The organism is Clostridia bacterium (assembly GCA_014360065.1).
GTDB lineage: Bacteria > Bacillota > DSM-521 > Neomoorellales > JACIYF01 > JACIYF01.
The window spans coordinates 1-15,101 of record JACIYF010000065.1 but is presented as its reverse complement, the minus strand read 5'-3'; the positions used below and the strand labels follow the sequence as shown (position 1 = coordinate 15,101).

At 56.5% G+C, this 15,101-nt stretch carries 13 protein-coding genes and 1 pseudogene; 9 read left to right on the top strand and 5 right to left on the bottom strand.

The window, feature by feature from the left end:
• Window positions 1-16: 16 nt before the first annotated feature.
• The 4 genes and pseudogenes from H5U02_09910 to H5U02_09895 all read left to right on the top strand — a co-directional run bounded on the left by H5U02_09910 (window position 17) and on the right by H5U02_09895 (window position 4,163).
• Window positions 17-1,570 (top strand): S-layer homology domain-containing protein, encoded by a 1,554-nt coding sequence (locus tag H5U02_09910; protein MBC7342738.1) that lies wholly within the window; start codon window positions 17-19, stop codon window positions 1,568-1,570.
• 531 nt (window positions 1,571-2,101) lie between these two features.
• Window positions 2,102-2,965: an ATP-binding cassette domain-containing protein gene (locus H5U02_09905; GenBank protein MBC7342737.1), complete on the top strand. Its 864-nt coding sequence runs from the start codon at window positions 2,102-2,104 to the stop codon at window positions 2,963-2,965.
• 27 nt (window positions 2,966-2,992) lie between these two features.
• Window positions 2,993-3,703, top strand: coding sequence for a cobalamin biosynthesis protein (locus H5U02_09900; protein MBC7342736.1), 711 nt, complete (start codon window positions 2,993-2,995; stop codon window positions 3,701-3,703).
• Between the two features lie 52 nt (window positions 3,704-3,755).
• Window positions 3,756-4,163: pseudogene (locus H5U02_09895) on the top strand (Fe-S cluster protein).
• Window positions 4,164-4,781: 618 nt separating this feature from the next.
• On the opposite strand, the gene H5U02_09890 reads toward H5U02_09895, so the two are convergent.
• The 4 genes from H5U02_09890 to H5U02_09875 all read right to left on the bottom strand — a co-directional run bounded on the left by H5U02_09890 (window position 4,782) and on the right by H5U02_09875 (window position 8,737).
• A complete protein-coding gene (locus H5U02_09890) occupies window positions 4,782-5,726 on the bottom strand; it encodes an osmoprotectant ABC transporter substrate-binding protein (GenBank protein ID MBC7342735.1) in 945 nt (314 codons plus the stop codon).
• Between the two features lie 18 nt (window positions 5,727-5,744).
• Window positions 5,745-6,386, bottom strand: coding sequence for an ABC transporter permease (locus tag H5U02_09885; protein MBC7342734.1), 642 nt, complete (start codon window positions 6,384-6,386; stop codon window positions 5,745-5,747).
• Complete coding sequence (locus tag H5U02_09880; protein ID MBC7342733.1) at window positions 6,383-7,594, bottom strand: betaine/proline/choline family ABC transporter ATP-binding protein; 1,212 nt, start codon at window positions 7,592-7,594, stop codon at window positions 6,383-6,385. The genes H5U02_09885 and H5U02_09880 overlap by 4 nt, the downstream gene beginning before the upstream one ends.
• 318 nt (window positions 7,595-7,912) lie before the next feature.
• Entirely contained in the window at window positions 7,913-8,737 is an 825-nt protein-coding gene (locus tag H5U02_09875) for a nitroreductase (GenBank protein MBC7342732.1), read from the bottom strand.
• 163 nt (window positions 8,738-8,900) lie between these two features.
• On the opposite strand from H5U02_09875, the gene H5U02_09870 reads away from it, so the two are divergent.
• Window positions 8,901-10,724: a CCA tRNA nucleotidyltransferase gene (locus H5U02_09870; protein MBC7342731.1), complete on the top strand. Its 1,824-nt coding sequence runs from the start codon at window positions 8,901-8,903 to the stop codon at window positions 10,722-10,724.
• A 186-nt stretch (window positions 10,725-10,910) separates the two neighbouring features.
• Here the strand turns inward: H5U02_09870 and H5U02_09865 are convergent, their stop codons facing one another.
• On the bottom strand, window positions 10,911-11,465 hold the full coding sequence (locus H5U02_09865) for an O-acetyl-ADP-ribose deacetylase (protein ID MBC7342730.1): 555 nt from the start codon (window positions 11,463-11,465) through the stop codon (window positions 10,911-10,913).
• 426 nt (window positions 11,466-11,891) lie between these two features.
• On the opposite strand from H5U02_09865, the gene H5U02_09860 reads away from it, so the two are divergent.
• From H5U02_09860 to H5U02_09845, 4 genes are all read left to right on the top strand, one after another.
• Complete coding sequence (locus H5U02_09860) at window positions 11,892-12,218, top strand: LysM peptidoglycan-binding domain-containing protein (protein MBC7342729.1); 327 nt, start codon at window positions 11,892-11,894, stop codon at window positions 12,216-12,218.
• Window positions 12,219-12,839: 621 nt separating this feature from the next.
• Window positions 12,840-13,340, top strand: a complete 501-nt coding sequence (locus H5U02_09855) for a GNAT family N-acetyltransferase (protein ID MBC7342728.1) — start codon at window positions 12,840-12,842, stop codon at window positions 13,338-13,340.
• Entirely contained in the window at window positions 13,341-14,357 is a 1,017-nt protein-coding gene (locus tag H5U02_09850) for a hypothetical protein (GenBank protein ID MBC7342727.1), read from the top strand.
• Between the two features lies 1 nt (window position 14,358).
• A partial coding sequence (locus H5U02_09845) for a hypothetical protein (protein MBC7342726.1) occupies window positions 14,359-15,101 on the top strand: 743 nt, incomplete at its 3' end.

Sequence of the window (15,101 nt, the reverse complement as noted above, 5' to 3'; positions counted from 1 at the left end):
CGGGAAGAGGCATGTGGTGGGCTACCGGGTGCCCTACGGGCAGGGGCAGGCCATTTACCTGGGCTTCCACCCCTGGGTTAATCCCGGCACCAATGCCGGCAACCTCATCAACCGCAACCAGGGCTTAGTCGATTACCTTAGCGCTACTTACGCCGGCGCCCGGCGGCTGGCCTGGGACGAGGGCGACAGCTACCAGGTGGATGTACAGGAGTTCATTAATCGCGACAGCGGTCGGATCTATGTCTTTGTTCTCACCCAAGAGACTACTCCCAAGAACTATAAGATTTGGTACACCGAAGCCAATGGCCAGCAGAACAGTTTTAACCTCAACCTCACCCGCAACTCGGCCGCCATCGTCACCATTAAAGGTGGCCAGATCCAGTCCTTGCTGGTGAAAGGGGTCAACGATGTTGACAAGGTGAGCGTGCCTCCTGAGGTTAAGCTGGGGAGCGGGACAGCCAAGGCCGATAAGCCCTGCGACCTGATGGTAGTGAGCCGGCCGGATAAGCCGGGAAGTGTGCTGGTAAGTGTCAATGACGTCCAATCCGGGGATGGCAAGACCAAGGTTACCATCCCCTTGCCCAAAAAGCGGGTGCCGGTCTCCCGGGCGGGGCAGCCAGAGGAGAAGCCCTGGCGGGTCAAGGCAGTTAACCTGGTAGCCCCCAACGGTGCCAAAGAAGGGATTGACTTTGAACTCGCCCAGGATCACCTTACCTTTGAAGCCCTGGATGTCCGCAAGCTGGCCCAGCGGCAGGGGACTGCCTCTGCGGTAGCCACGGCGGGCCAAGTTCAGGGGCGGGGACAGGAGGAAGCGGCTTCAACGGCAGGTCGGGCGAGGATAGCTCAGGAAGCACCGGCCCCGGCGCCGGCTTCCGGCCCCAACTGGGTCTACGAGATCGAGCTGGCTCCGCCGGCACCTGAAGCCGGAGGCGGCGTTCCCAACTTCCAGGACATCGCCCACCACTGGGCCCGGGATGATATCCAGTACATGGCCGAACAGGGGATCGTCCAAGGGGTCAGCCCTACCCGCTTCGATCCCGAGGGCAAGATTACCCGGGCCCAGTTTGCGGCTTTGGTGGTTCGGGCCTTGGGGCTGAACGGCGAACCCAACGGGGCCTCTGGCCAGATGGCAACCGGTAGGATCGCATCCACGTCCACAGCCGGGACGGGTCTGGCGGCCCAGGGGTTCAAGGACGTCAAGCCTAATCATTGGGCCTACGATGAGATCATGGCGGCGGCCCAGCATGGTATCGTTAACGGCTTTACTGGTGGTACGTTTAGGCCGGAGCTGGACATAACCCGCGAGCAGCTGGCGGCCATGATGGGCAGGGCCTTGGTGGCCAGTGGTAAAGGGGAACTGCCTGGTGGCTTGCAGGCTACCCTCATCCTCTCCAAGTATGACGACTGGATTTATGTGACCGAGGGCTTGATGCGGGAGGTAGCCCTGGCGGTAGATAGCGGCATCTTGCGAGGTTCAGGCGGGCGGCTTGCGCCCGGCTCCAAAGCCACCCGGGCCGAGGCGGTGGCCATGCTGCGGAGGATGTACGATAAGGTCAACGCGGGGGCCTAGTCGTCTTTTTAGGTTTCCTCGCCCAGCCTTGGCCCTATGGGCATGGTCCAGCTGGGAGGACGGAAGGAATATGGCCGTGGAGGAACATGAGTACCCATTTCCGGCCGAGTTGCAACCCTCCGTCCTCCGCTTCCCCGCACTCAACCGTTGGCTTACCGGGGCAAGCTCCCTCCTATGTGTGCGAGTTGAGCACTGAGTTGCGGGGTCGGCGTTGGCAGGTTGAGGGCTGGGTCGCTCGGACCAAGGAGCCCCTCGGTTGATCGCTCGGTTCCTGGCTGGTGCTCAGCTTGGCATCCTCCTAGATGCCAATAACCAGCCTGACGATGTTTGACCTGGGGCATGCTTGGCTGATTAGGTCTTCTCGATGCCGCCCTCTGGCATCGCTGGCAAAGGTTACATGATGTGTACAGTATACACATGGGTCGAGGCCTTCATAAGATGGTGCAGTAACAAATGCTGCGGCTCCGAAACCAGCACGGTAAGGCGACCAGCAAGCAGCCAGCAGCAGCAAGTGGCGAGGAGGCCAGACCTATGCGAGCTACATTAATCCTAGATTCCATTACCAGTATTACGGTTTTGCCCGGCACCGATAAGAGCGGCAAGCCCGAGCGCTTTTCTCCCATAGTCTTGAATGCCGGGGAGGCAGTTTCCATCGTTGGGCCCACTGGTAGCGGCAAGACTGCCTTTATCACCGATATCGAGCTTTTGGCTCAGGGGGATACGATTACCGGCCGGAAAGTGTTGATAAATGGCCAGGTTCCTCCCGAGGAATACCGGCTGCACCCCGCCCTCAAGCCGGTGGCCATGATCACCCAGAATACGAAATGCTTTACCGATTTATCGGTGCGGGAGTTCTTGGAAGTACATATTCGGGCCCGCCATGGCCCTGGCAGCGGCAGCCCCTTGAGCCAGACGGCGGCAGAGGCGCTGATAGACAATACCATCGGGCTGGCCAACTTGTTTACCGGGGAAAAGATTAAGCCGGGCATGCGGGTGACCGGGTTATCGGGCGGGCAGACCCGTTCCCTTTTAATCGCCGATGCCATCTTGATCGGGGCGGCACCGGTAATCCTCCTGGATGAGATTGAAAATGCTGGCATCTTTAAGCATGAGGTGTTGCGAGCCATCCAAGAATCGGGCAAGATCGTGATTTTTGTAACCCACGATCCGGTCATTGCTCTCCTCACCCAAAAGCGCATCGTGATGGAAAATGGGACCGTAAAAAGGCTGTTGCCTTTTAACCAGGCTGAAAGTCTGGCGGCCAAGTCACTGATGGAACTAGACTCTAAGATTAATTTCCTTCGCGAAGAGCTGCGCCAAGGTAAAATTCTTACCCAAGAAACTTTCCACAGCCTCGGATCGGGCTTTGGCCTGGCTTCTACTCTTGGGCTTTAAGTTTGCACTGGAATGGGAGTGGCAAAGATGAAACTGGTTGTTATTGCCGGTCCGCCTTCGGCAGGAAAGACGGCGGTGGCCAAGCAAATAGTGGGCCATTTATGCCCCAACTACGTGTTGGCTTACTTTAAGATCGATGTGGCCAAAGCTCTTGAGGATCAAGAGTTGGCCCGGGAATTCGGCATTGCTACCCGCAAAGTCTATTCCGGAGACTTGTGTCCCGACCATGCGGGGGTAATGGTGCTGGGGGATGCCATCGGCTGGAGCCAAAAGCTTGGCGCGGATTTTCTGCTGGTGGAGACGGCTGGCCTATGCTTGCGCTGTGCCCCCTACCTCAACCAAGGGGTGGGCATAGTGGTGGTCAGCGCTATATCGGGAATCCATGCTCCGGCCAAGATGGGACCGATGGTGGGCTTGGCCGACGTGGCGGTGGTCACCAAGATCGACTTGGTCAGCCAGGCAGAGCGGGAAGTATTGCGGGAGAAGATCCGGGGAGTTAATGGCGATTTGATGCTGGTGGAAACCAACGCCTTGCAGGGCACGGCCCTGCAACCGCTCTACCATTACTTGGAAAGCTCTGGCGATATCGATCCCGTGACCTTAGAACTGAAAGGGATTCCCCCGCTGGGCACCTGCACCATCTGCGTGGGCAAGAAGCAGGTGGGCTGGGAGCATCATTTCGGCCTGGTGCGGACCCTGGCGGGGGCGGTGGGCCAGTACCTCTACCGGGGAGAATAGGGGGGGGTAATAGGTGGCAGTAGCCAGGCACGGGGGCCATGGGGGAAATAAGTTGTTGCCGGGAAAAAACTGCGGCCTTTGCGGTGAACCCAGATGCGCCGATTTGGCTAGGAAGGCGAAGCAGGGCCTTAAGTTCCTAGACGACTGCCCGTTTGTCGAGAGCGGGCCTAGCTTGACAGCGGGACGGCCTCCAGAGCGCGCCTCTCAGGCTGGGGGCTATAGCGGTTATGATGTTCTGGGGCACGCATATGAGTTCGTCCTTTATCCGTTGCCAGGCGAGGTGTCGGCTCGTAAGATCGTCCTTCCTTTTCGGCCCGATTTGACCGAGCGGCTGGCCATCCAGCCGGGGGATCTGGTGGTGGGCCGTCCCATGGGAGCCGGGTGCCCGGTGCCTCACGTACTTCGGGTGATCGAGGCGGACTACCTGACCGGGCTCCTCTACACCTGGGTGGTGGGACCGATGGCGGTCCGGGAAAGGGGAGCAAAGGCGCAGCCACAACCGGGCCGGGGGACGGGACAGGAGCCGGCGCTAAGGTGCGAGCGGGAAGCGGGGCCAGACCAGGATCGGGAGCGGGTGCCAGGGTGCCAAAGAGAGCTGGAGCTAGGATGGGGACGGCGGCTTGGGCAGGCCAAGGATGTTCAGGCCTACCACATGATTGGTTTTGAGGGAATTGCCGTTCGGCCTGATGCGGCCTCAAGTCGCCGGGCTTCGGGGGCGGCTTTTGGGGAGAGTAGCGGCACCGGCGCCGGCGGTGGCGCCGGTAGTGCCGGCTCCGCCACCGGCGCCTCTACCGGCGCCGCGCCTTGTCGGGGCCAAACTCCTCACGGCGAAAGCTCATCACCGGGCTGGCAGCCGGTGTGTGGTGCACGCTACACTTTTCTGCCTGGCTTCTGCATGATGCACTTAAGTCATACCGGCTTACTCAACATGGCTCTACAAAAAGAAGCGGGCTGGCAGGTGCGGCTGGAAGACATCCGCATCCTGGCCGGTCCCGGGTAAATCCGGCTTGGGTGCTGTCCCTTAGCTCGGCTCAAAGTCGCTTGGGAGCTCAAGGAGTTGCCGAGTGGGGTAGCCCCCCTACAGCAGCCCCTGGGCCTTTAAGTACTCCCGGGCCACATCGGCCGGCTCTTTCTTGCTCACGTCCACCTCTTGGTTGAGCTTAGCCATCTCTTTCTCGGTAAACCTGCCGAACAGGGGTGCCAGAATCTCTTCGATCTGAGGAAATTGCTTCAGGGTCTCTTCCTTAATAAAGAATGCCGCATCGTAGGGCGGGAAGAAATGGCGGTCATCCTCAAGCACCACCAGATCATAAGCTGGCAGGCGGCCGTCGGTGGAATAGGCGACGGCGGCATCCACATCCCCGGACTTAAGGGCCTGATACATGAGGTCATAGGACATGCCCACCACTTTCTTGAAATTAAACCCGTAGGCCTTGGCCAAATCATCCCAGCCGTCGCCTTTGCGCTCCTGGAAGGTGGGATCGGTAGCTATGGTCATATCTTTTGCGAAAGGTACTAAGTCACTTACATTTTTCAGCCCTAGCCGGTCAGCGGTCTCTTTGCGCACCGCCAAGGCGTAAGTATTGTTAAAACCATAGGGCGGGAAAACCTTGATTCCGTACTTTTCGTGGAACTTATCCCGGACGTACTCATACACCTTTTGCTTGTCTTTCCACTCATCGGTCACCTTCATCCCCAGAATGCCGGTAAACTGGGTGCCGGTATAGCTGTTGTACATCTGGACATCGCCGGTTTCCAGGGCTTGGTGCACAGCTGTAGAGCCTTGGAAGTTGCGCTTGTGGTCCACGGTAACGTTGAGCTTGGCTTCCAGCAGTTGCTTGACCATTTCCGAGAGTATCTGCGGTTCGGCAAAGTTCTGCGAAGCGATGGTTAATTTGGTCTTGCCACCATTGCTGGCTCCCTCTTCTCCCCCGCCGCAACCGGCACCAGCGCTGATGGCCATGATAGTGACGGCCAGGATTACCGTTACCCGCTTGAAGACGCGGCTCTGAAAAAGCTTCACATGGCAGACCTCCTCTCACTATATCCTAAGCCCTTTAGGGGTGAGCCACCGTTCCACCTTGCCCAACAACCAATCCAGTAGCAGGGCCATGATAGCAGCGGGAATGGCCCCCAAAAGGGTGAGGTTGTTGTTGGCCATGCCCAAGCCGGTGATGATAAAATCGCCCAGCCCTCCGCCGCCGATAAAGGCAGCCAAGGTTGCCAGTCCCACGCAGATAACCGCCGCGGTCCTGATGCCGGCCATGATTACTGGGAAGGCTATGGGAAGCTCTACTATCAGTAAGATTTGCCACCCGGCCATGCCCATGCCGCTGGCTGCTTCCAAGGTGGCCTTATCGACGTTGGTGATGCCGGTGTAGGTGTTGCGGAGGATAGGCAATAGCGAGTAAAGGAATAGGGCGATTACGGCTGGTTTGTTGCCGATACCCATGCCAATGGCTATCAGGATGGCCAGGAGCGCCAGGCTAGGTATGGTCTGCATGAGATTAGCAAAGGCGATGCTGGGTGCTTCCACCCACTTGTAACGAGTAGCCAGGATACCTAGGGGTATGGAGACGGCGGCGGCCAAAGCTACCGGCAAAATTACCAGGGTAAAGAAGTGTTCTTGAGTTAGGGCCCAGAATTTATCGCTGCGTTCCAGGTAGGTAGTCCAAAGGCTCATGAGACTGACTTCCATTCCTGGTTTTCACCTCCTTCTTGGGCTTGGCTGCTGCTATGGTCGTTGCTGTTGGCGTTGCCAGCTTCGTTGGTACCCGGCCAGAGCACATCCACTAGAGTGCTAATTAGGCTGGCGTTGGTGAGGATACCCTGGAGGTGACCATCTTCATCCACCACCGGCACCAGCCCGATGGGGCTTTGGGCTAAGGAATGGGCAGCGGCGAGCACGGTTTCCTTGGGCCCGACCGTTTCCCTTGCCGGTTGCATCAGTTCCTCTACCTTGGGCCGCCCGCCCTCCTGGATGCCTTTCTGCACGGCCCGGAGCGTAACTATGCCTAGCAGAACCCCGAGATCGTCGACTATTAATAGGCTGTTGACTTGGTGGCGTTGCATGCGCTGGAAGGCTTCACCGGCCCCCATTCCCGGTTTGCCGGTGACCGGATCTACCACCATTACCTCTTCTACTAGCACCTCGTCTGGGCTGCGGAGCTGCCGCTTCTTGCCGATAAAATCGCGAACAAACTCGTCAGCAGGATTACGGATGAGGTCTTCCGGCGAACCCACCTGGAGGATTTCCCCCTCGCGCATGATGACGATGCGGTCGCCCAATTTGAGGGCCTCATCCATATCATGGGTAACGAAAAGAATGGTCTTGTGGAATGAGTTTTGCAGGCGCTTGAGCTCGTCCTGGAGCTGCTCCCGGGTAATGGGATCCAGGGCTCCGAAGGGTTCATCCATGAGGATGAGATCGGGATCGGCGGCTAAAGCCCGCAATACCCCCACCCGCTGCTGCTGCCCCCCGGAGAGTTCCCGGGGAAACCGGTGGCGGTAGGAAGCGGGGTCGAAGCCCACCATTTCCAAAAGCTCATCCACCCGGCGGTTGCGCTCGGCCCGCGGCATCCCCCGTAAAAACGGTACCAGGCCGATGTTTTGGGCCACGGTGAGGTGAGGAATGAGACCTATCTGTTGAATAACGTATCCGATATGGCGGCGGAGCTTGGTAGGGTTGAGCTCCTGGATATCGCGGCCGCCAATGTAGATGCGGCCTGAGGTTGGCTCGACAAGGCGGTTGACCATTTTCAAGGTGGTAGTCTTGCCACAACCGCTGGGGCCAATTAGAACCACCAACTCGCCTTTAGCCACTTCTAAGGTGAAAGACTTGACCGCATAGTGGTTGCCGTACGCCTTGCTAACCTCTTCGAACCGGACCATGGGTTCGGATGTAGACAAATGCTTCACCTCCCCGGTCTTTGAGGTTACCGGCTCATGCTTATACTGACAATGTACCTGACAATGCCTGACGGTACTATCCAACAGTGCCTAAAGAACGTTATCTAAAAAATATTGTACTTCAAGCCAGGGGCCAATGCAACAACTTTATGCGGTTGGACAAGATGGCGGGCTAGGGAAGGAAACAAAGGAGGTTCTCTTGCTAGCCTACCTCGGAGGCGACAAGAGGGGACAAGAGAGCCGTCCCCTTGTTCCCTCTTGTTCCCTTGGTCCTCTGGGCCCTACCGAACGAAGATAAGCTTAAATCCCGTACCAGCGCACTACTTCCTCCAAGGGACGGCGGGTGCTGCGGTGCTGGTTGACGGCTTCATCGGGATTAGCATATCCCAAGGCGATACCAATAATTAAGGCCAGATTCTCAGGGAGCTTGAGCTCAGAACGGATGGCATCGGGGTAGGCTACCAGGTTTACGGCCGGCATGGAGTCTACTCCGTAGTCCTGGGCTGCCAGCATCAGGCTTTGGGCCAACATGCCCAAGTCAAAAATGGACCAAGGAGTGAGGCTGCGGTCCATGCCCAGGTAAACCACGACCGGGGCGTTAAAGAACTCGAAGTTGCGCTGGGTATGGCGGGCCCGAGCGGCCTGGTCATCGCGGGCAATGCCGGCGGTGGCAAAAAGCCGGGCCCCATTTTCTTGCATCCGCTGCTGTAGCTCGGGCGGCCAGCTCTGGGGCCGAGGCAAATCGGTGGCGGGGGCGACCCCTTGCTGATGGCGAGTCAGGAACTCCTGCCGAAGCCGCTCCAAGGTGTCGCCGGCAGCCACGAATATTTCCCAGGGCTGGGTATTGCCCCAGGAAGGAGCCCGGGTGGCCGCCTCAAGAATCTTGGCCAGAGTCTCCTTGGGTACCGGGTCAGACCGAAAGGCTCTTACTGAGTGGCGTTGGTTTAGGGCTTCAACTGTAGTCATGTCCATTCTCCTTTCTACCAGGTGGTAAGCGGCCTTGGCTTGCTCGTGGTCGCTGCATGCGCGCTGTTGCCTAGGGTTAATTGTAGTACTATTGGGGAAAAAAGACAAACTTACCAGCTGGCAACTTACCCCGGCCTTCAGTTTGATTCTCGCCCTCACCTTCCCCCTCACACTCCCGAAAATGAGTGGTCTTAATACCGCCAGTTCAGGGAACCTCCTGGTTCTGGGGTGGATGGTGGCGGTGCGGCTCTCAATCTGGATAGGCAAGTGGGGATATGCTATTATAGGGCGGAGCAGGCACCGTATGGGCACAGGAGGGGTTTTGAAGTCAGAGGACCTGAAGGCCTGCCAGGTCAGCCCTGACGGTTGCTCTGCGCTAGGAAATGGTTTTGAAGTTGGAGGACCAGTAGTGGAAAACAATATTCCCCAAGCGGTATTGCAGGTCTTGGACCGGTTACACCAGGCCGGGCATGAAGCTTACATAGTGGGTGGAGCAGTGCGGGATATGCTCCTTGGCCTTGCGCCCCAGGACTGGGACGTGGCTACCAGTGCTCGCCCGGAGGAAGTTATGCGCCTCTTTCGCCGGGTCATTCCTAGCGGATTAGAATTTGGCACCGTGACCGTGCTGATGCGCCAAGGTGAAGAGCGGCTTCCCATTGAAGTGACCACCTATCGGGCCGAAGGCCGCTATAGCGCCAAGCGCCACCCCGAAGACGTGAAGTTTGGCGTGTCTTTGGAGGAGGATTTGAGCCGGCGCGATTTTGAAATTAATGCCTTGGCTTATGATCCCTTAAACGACAATTGGGTGGACCCTTATGGGGCCCTGCAACAGTTAGGCCGGGGGCAGATCCAGATTAAGGCGGTGGGCCAAGCCCAGGAGCGATTCCACGAGGATCCTTTGCGGATGCTTAGGGCCATTAGCCTCTGGGGGCGCCTGGCCAGCATTTGGGCTCAAGGAGGAGCTAGCGAGCAAGTATCTGGCACCGGATTGCCCCTGCGGACTGGTGAAGCTGAAGCTAGTAGTAAACAGGCTATCGATGGCGGGAATAATCTCGCTCTATCGGATGAAGAGACCGATGAGTGCCAGATTGATAATGACTCCAAAGGCGCTTCCCTTTATGATCCGGAGGAGATCGAGCGGCGCAAGCAGCTGGCGCGGGAAGCATCTGCCCACCGGTCCCGGCGCATCAACGATCCCCAGCTTCCGCCCCCGACCTTTCCCCCGGGGGCGGTATCGCCGGTGTTCCGTATTAGCCGGTGGGGGGTAGTCAGCCGGATAGGCCTGGGCTGGCCCAAAGGGGTGCGGGTCTTCGTCGACCCCCTCACTTACCGGGCTATATCCGAATGCCGGGAGGAGCTCCGCCGCGTTTCTGCCGAGCGCATCCGCGATGAATTGACCAAGATCCTGCTCAGCTTGGCCCCGGCCCATTGCCTGCGGATGCTTATCTCCACCGGCCTTGGCGCCATTATCCTTCCCGAGCTAGAGGCTTGCCGGGGCGTGCGCCAGGGCAAGGCTGACCGGGACTTAGATGTCTTCAGCCATATCCTGGGGGTGGTGGAAGCTGCCCGGCCCGACCTGATTTTGCGACTGGCCGCCCTGACCCACGACCTGGGTAAGCCGGCTTGCCGGGAGATCGTCGACGATGAAGTCCATTTCTACGGCCATGATCGGGTGGGGGCGGCTATGGCGGGCCGGCTGCTTAAGCGGCTCCGTTTCTCCAACGAAGTTATCCACGGCGTCACCCACCTGGTCTCCTTTCACATGTTTAACGTTCCCGAGACCGAGTCGGGAGTGCGCCGCTTGATGAACCGGGTGGGGGAAGAATGGATACTGCCGCTCTGGGAGCTACGAGTAGCCGACCTGGTTGGCTCCGGGGTTAAAAAGATTTCTTACCGGGTGCGGTGGATGCGGGAGGAAGTGGAGCGCATCCGGGCGGCCCGAGAGGCTATTACCCTAAAGAGCCTGGCCGTCAACGGCCATGATGTTATGGATGCGCTGGGCCTAAAGCCCGGTCCCCTGGTCGGCCAAGTGCTGAACTGGCTTTTGGACCAGGTGCTGGAGGACCCTACCATTAATAATAAGGAGAAGTTGCTGGCCTTGGCCAAAGAATTTCTGGCCCAGAGAGCGGACCCTGGGTCCGGCTAGCCTTATAGGTAACCTCTGGTTCGTGGCTAGCCCCCGGCGTCGTGCCTTTGGGTCCGCCTCTGCCCTCGCCTGTTGCTAAGCCGGCATTGTCGCTTGGCTTAAGCTGCTCTTGGGACTAAGGCTGGGTCGGGACTTACGTAGCTGACTTTTCATTCCCTGGTAGTGGCTTAAACCGCATGTATGCTCTTAGGCGGCCAGGCGCCTCAGGGTTTCCTCGTAAACCTGGTAGGTGCGCTGGTCGAAGAGCACAAAACCCACCCGTTCCAATGATAGACCCTCAGCTTGCGAGTTCAGGAAGTCGATAACCGCCTTCAGAGCCACCTCCGCCGCCTCCTCCAACGGGTAGCCGTAGGCGCCGGTACTGATAGAAGGAAAGGCCACGCTTTTAAGCCCTTTTTCTGCCGCCAGCTTGAGGCTTTCCCGGTAGGCGCTAGCCAGGGTCTCAGGCTCACCGCGGCTACCGCCCCGCCAGATGGGTCCCACCGTGTGGATGACATAGCGGGCCTTAAGGTTGCCGCCGGTGGTGATTACCGCCTTGCCAGGGTCGAGGCGGCCGATGCGGGCTACGATCTGCTTGCACTCCTCAAGGATTTGTGGTCCTCCAGCTCGGTGAATGGCCCCGTCCACTCCGCCTCCGCCCATGAGGCTGGAATTAGCGGCGTTGACAATGGCATCGGTAGCCTGCCGGGTAATGTCACCTTGCTCCAGGAACAAAGTAACCCTGCCAATCTTGACCTCCATATTCTTATCCAACCTCCTCTTTAATCCTAGTTCAAAGTCCGAACTCACTATTCCTGTACCGGCGAGGAAACCGAGGACTAACTAACGAAGATTGGTATCCTGGGATTGGTATTACGCCCAACACTATTAACTCATAACCATAATATACCAAGAATCGTAATCATTAACTAGGCCTTTGTAACCACCTTTTAAGACCGGCCATATGCTAGTAGCAGGGATGTGGGGGCACGGTTGTTGGTGCGGGGGATAGTCGCTTGGGCAATCTGTGCGTGTTTGTTGGTGCGGTGTACGTGTATGGGGGAACTCCGATAACCAGGATGACGGGGTGCCCGGATCTGCTTGTCGGTGTGGTGTGCGTATGTGGGTGCGTGGGCAGAGGTGAGGGGAGCAAAAAGGAGCCGAAGGAAACAAAAAGGAGGCGAGGTTATGCGTTACTTGATGCAGCCCAACGAAAACCTGGAGGTGATATCGGCCCGCTTTGGGGTGGGGGTAGCGGAACTTCAGGCAGCCAATCCTGTCTTGCCAGGCGGAGAAGCTTATCCGGGTATGATCATCGAGGTCCCTGGCTACCCCCAGCCGGTGTTGCCGCCGGGAAGCTATATTGAATACGTGATCCAGCCCGGGGATACCATGTATGGCATAGCTAGGCGTTTCCGGATCGGGCTAAGGCGGCTTTTACGGCAAAACCCGCAGATCACTAACCCTGATGTCATCTGGCCGGGCCAGATCATTTATTTGGTTTACCTCGGATAGTAGTAGGCATTAGCTAGATCAGATACTTCTGCCAATGAGCCAGTTGTATTCAGGTCTTGGGGCGCTCAGCTTCCTTGGTTTTGTTCCTTTTGCCTGCGCCAGTCTGACTGGTAACGCTGCTTTTTGCAAGAGGGCGGAGCGCCTGGCATTAGGAGAGGGTCGATCAACGGAAAACGGGTGTACTGGCACGATCCTCGCTCGGGCTGGTAACCGATGCGACTTTGGGCAGGCCGGGCCGGACAGGCAGCGCCATCTGCCCTGGAGAAAAGCTGCCGGCCCGCTGCTTGTTTTACCGGATTGGCAGCCAGATAGTAAAGCAGGGTGCTAGTGTTCGACAATTTTCAGCTGATTGAACTACCACTGGCAGGAATTTAACTAGGCGGCGTGGAAAATTAAGCCAGGTGGACTTTGGCTTGCCCTTCTTGGGCCTCCCCACCTGGCTAGTTTTTTGCGGATTTTTGTCGAACTCGAGCCAGAACGACACTTTGTGTCGTCGTGCATATGTTACAGTAAGGGTACGTTAGTAGTACGGAATGCTCCGCCTTGCGAACCATTAGGAGCGCCGGAATAGCATAGCTCGCATGTTTAACCCGCGCTTGATGCCGGAAGGGAGAAAAGGCATTGACAGGTAGAAAGACAGCGAGCGTAAGGGATTTGCATCTTGGCGGGCAGTCTCAGAGTATTGGGGTGAGAGGGCCTCTTCGCATCTTGGTGGCCAGCGCGGAGGACGTGTCGGCCATTAAGAAAATAGCGGACGACCATCGAACTGACTGCGGATTCATTCCCAAGGCTGCATTTCTTGAAGCAGTGGACAAAGGGTGGCTTCTTGTAGCGAAGGTTCACGGTGTCGTAGCTGGATTCGTTCGCTTCCGGCACCGCCGCGACAAGACCACTACTGTTTACGAGATCGCTCTAGCCAACCATTTCAAGCGACAAGGGATTGGGACGGAGCTGGTCTTTGCTCTAACGGAACATGCTCGCCAACGTAATCAGCTAGAAATCTTCCTTAAATGCCCTGCTAATTTGCCTGCTAATCATTTCTATTCTTCGTTAGGCTTTCAGTTAGTGCGAGTAGACAGCGGCAAGAGACGCGATTTGAATGTGTGGAGGTTCGGGCTCTAGATGATAAACCTTAGGTTTGTCTGTACACTGGGTATCGCACCAAGAGATCTCAGGCTGTTGCTTCACGAACTGAAGAACCACAACACAACCCTGAAGCCCTTTGAAAACGTTCTTATAAGCCCCCTCTTCTCAAGAGCAGAGACCCTTCGCCTGATCAAACAACTGAAGGAAGAAGGTACGGTTAAAAAGATCTATTTTGATTCTGGTGGTTATCAGGTGCAAAGGGGTGTTATTGGCTACTATGCGCTCTACACTCAACTCCTCCGCTTTTATAAGGAGAACGATTGGGCAGATTACTATGTCTTGCCGGATTACCCACCAACCAGTTTAGATAGCCCTAAGGAGATAGAGCAGAAGGTACGTATTACTGTTGAAGGTGGGCGCCAGTTCTACTGGGAACTCCCCTCCCATTTAAGGGAGAGAACCATCGGAGTAATACAGGGGAAAAGCCTGGACGAAGTGTGCTATTGCTTGGAAAACTTTAAGAGATTGGGTATAGAGCAGTTGGGGTTTGGCAGTTTTGCAACCCGGGGCTCTGACTCTGGTATCAACATCCTTGATGAAAGATCTCTTGAAAGCATAGCCTTCATCATTCGTCGATATCCGCAAGCCAGAATGCACATTTTCGGAGTTGGAAACCCACCAACTGCCTATGTGCTTGGCAACATGGGAGTTACTTCATTGGATAGCAGCGGATGGATCAAAGCTGCTGCTTACGGGAACATCTATTTTCCCTTTACACGTGCGTATAATGTGTCGTTCAGGAGGATAGAGAAAGGCAGAGGCGCTCTCAGTGAACATGACTTTTTGCAATTGAAAGATTTGACTGGTCATGAGTGTCCGTTCTGTACTGATTTTCGCGAGATCTCCAACAGTCGGGATAAACGCTTGTTACACAATCTCTTGTCTATGGCTGAAACTGTTGAGGCTATAAACAAGCATGTTGAGGCTTGGGGCATTATATCGCAATGGTCCCCAAATTACTCGAGATTCCTTGAGGCTAGAAAGGTGTATTAACATGGGTGATTCTTTCCACGTGCGATATCAGGCAACCCCCGAAGCTGTCCAGGCAGTTCTCTGGATCTTAATGAATGATGCGCCTCAAAGCGTTGAGGAAGTACGAAGCGCCCTCGAGGCCAAGGGGAGAAAAACCGGAACACTTGCCGAGCAACTAACGCGGATGCGGAAACTTGGTCTGCTGGAAAATAATGGTCTTGCGTTAACGGAGCGGGGACGCGTATGTGCAGGGGTGTTATCCAAGCACCCAGCGTTATTCTTTGACCTACTGCACTTTTACCATTTTATGCTATGGGATTCGTCAAATCCAAATATAGATCGATTTTCTTGGACCTACCGTACGGTCTGTAAACACTTATGGAGTTTGACGTCAGCTCGTGTTAATAACCGGATGCTGCTGGAGCTAGTAGTGGCGGATCTTATGGACCAGTTTCCTAATGAGGCCAACATATCCCTTAGCAGCGGTACGATACGGGGGGTGCTCGATTGGATTCGAAAAGTCCAGCCACCTGTCTACGACGGACAACGCTTTCAGCGGAGGCCTTTTGCTCCTCCTGAACTGGCGCTTTTAGCTATTGATCATTTCTATTCGCGCCAGGGCGTGGATTACGGTGAGCTTTTTGCTTTAGATAATGAAAGTTTTAGGGAAATAGCCATAGTGTGCTTGGTTGACGACGGGGTGCTAAATGCGATGCTGAAGGAATGTGAACAGAGCTTTCCCTGGTTTGAGGTTAAAGCAGGTTG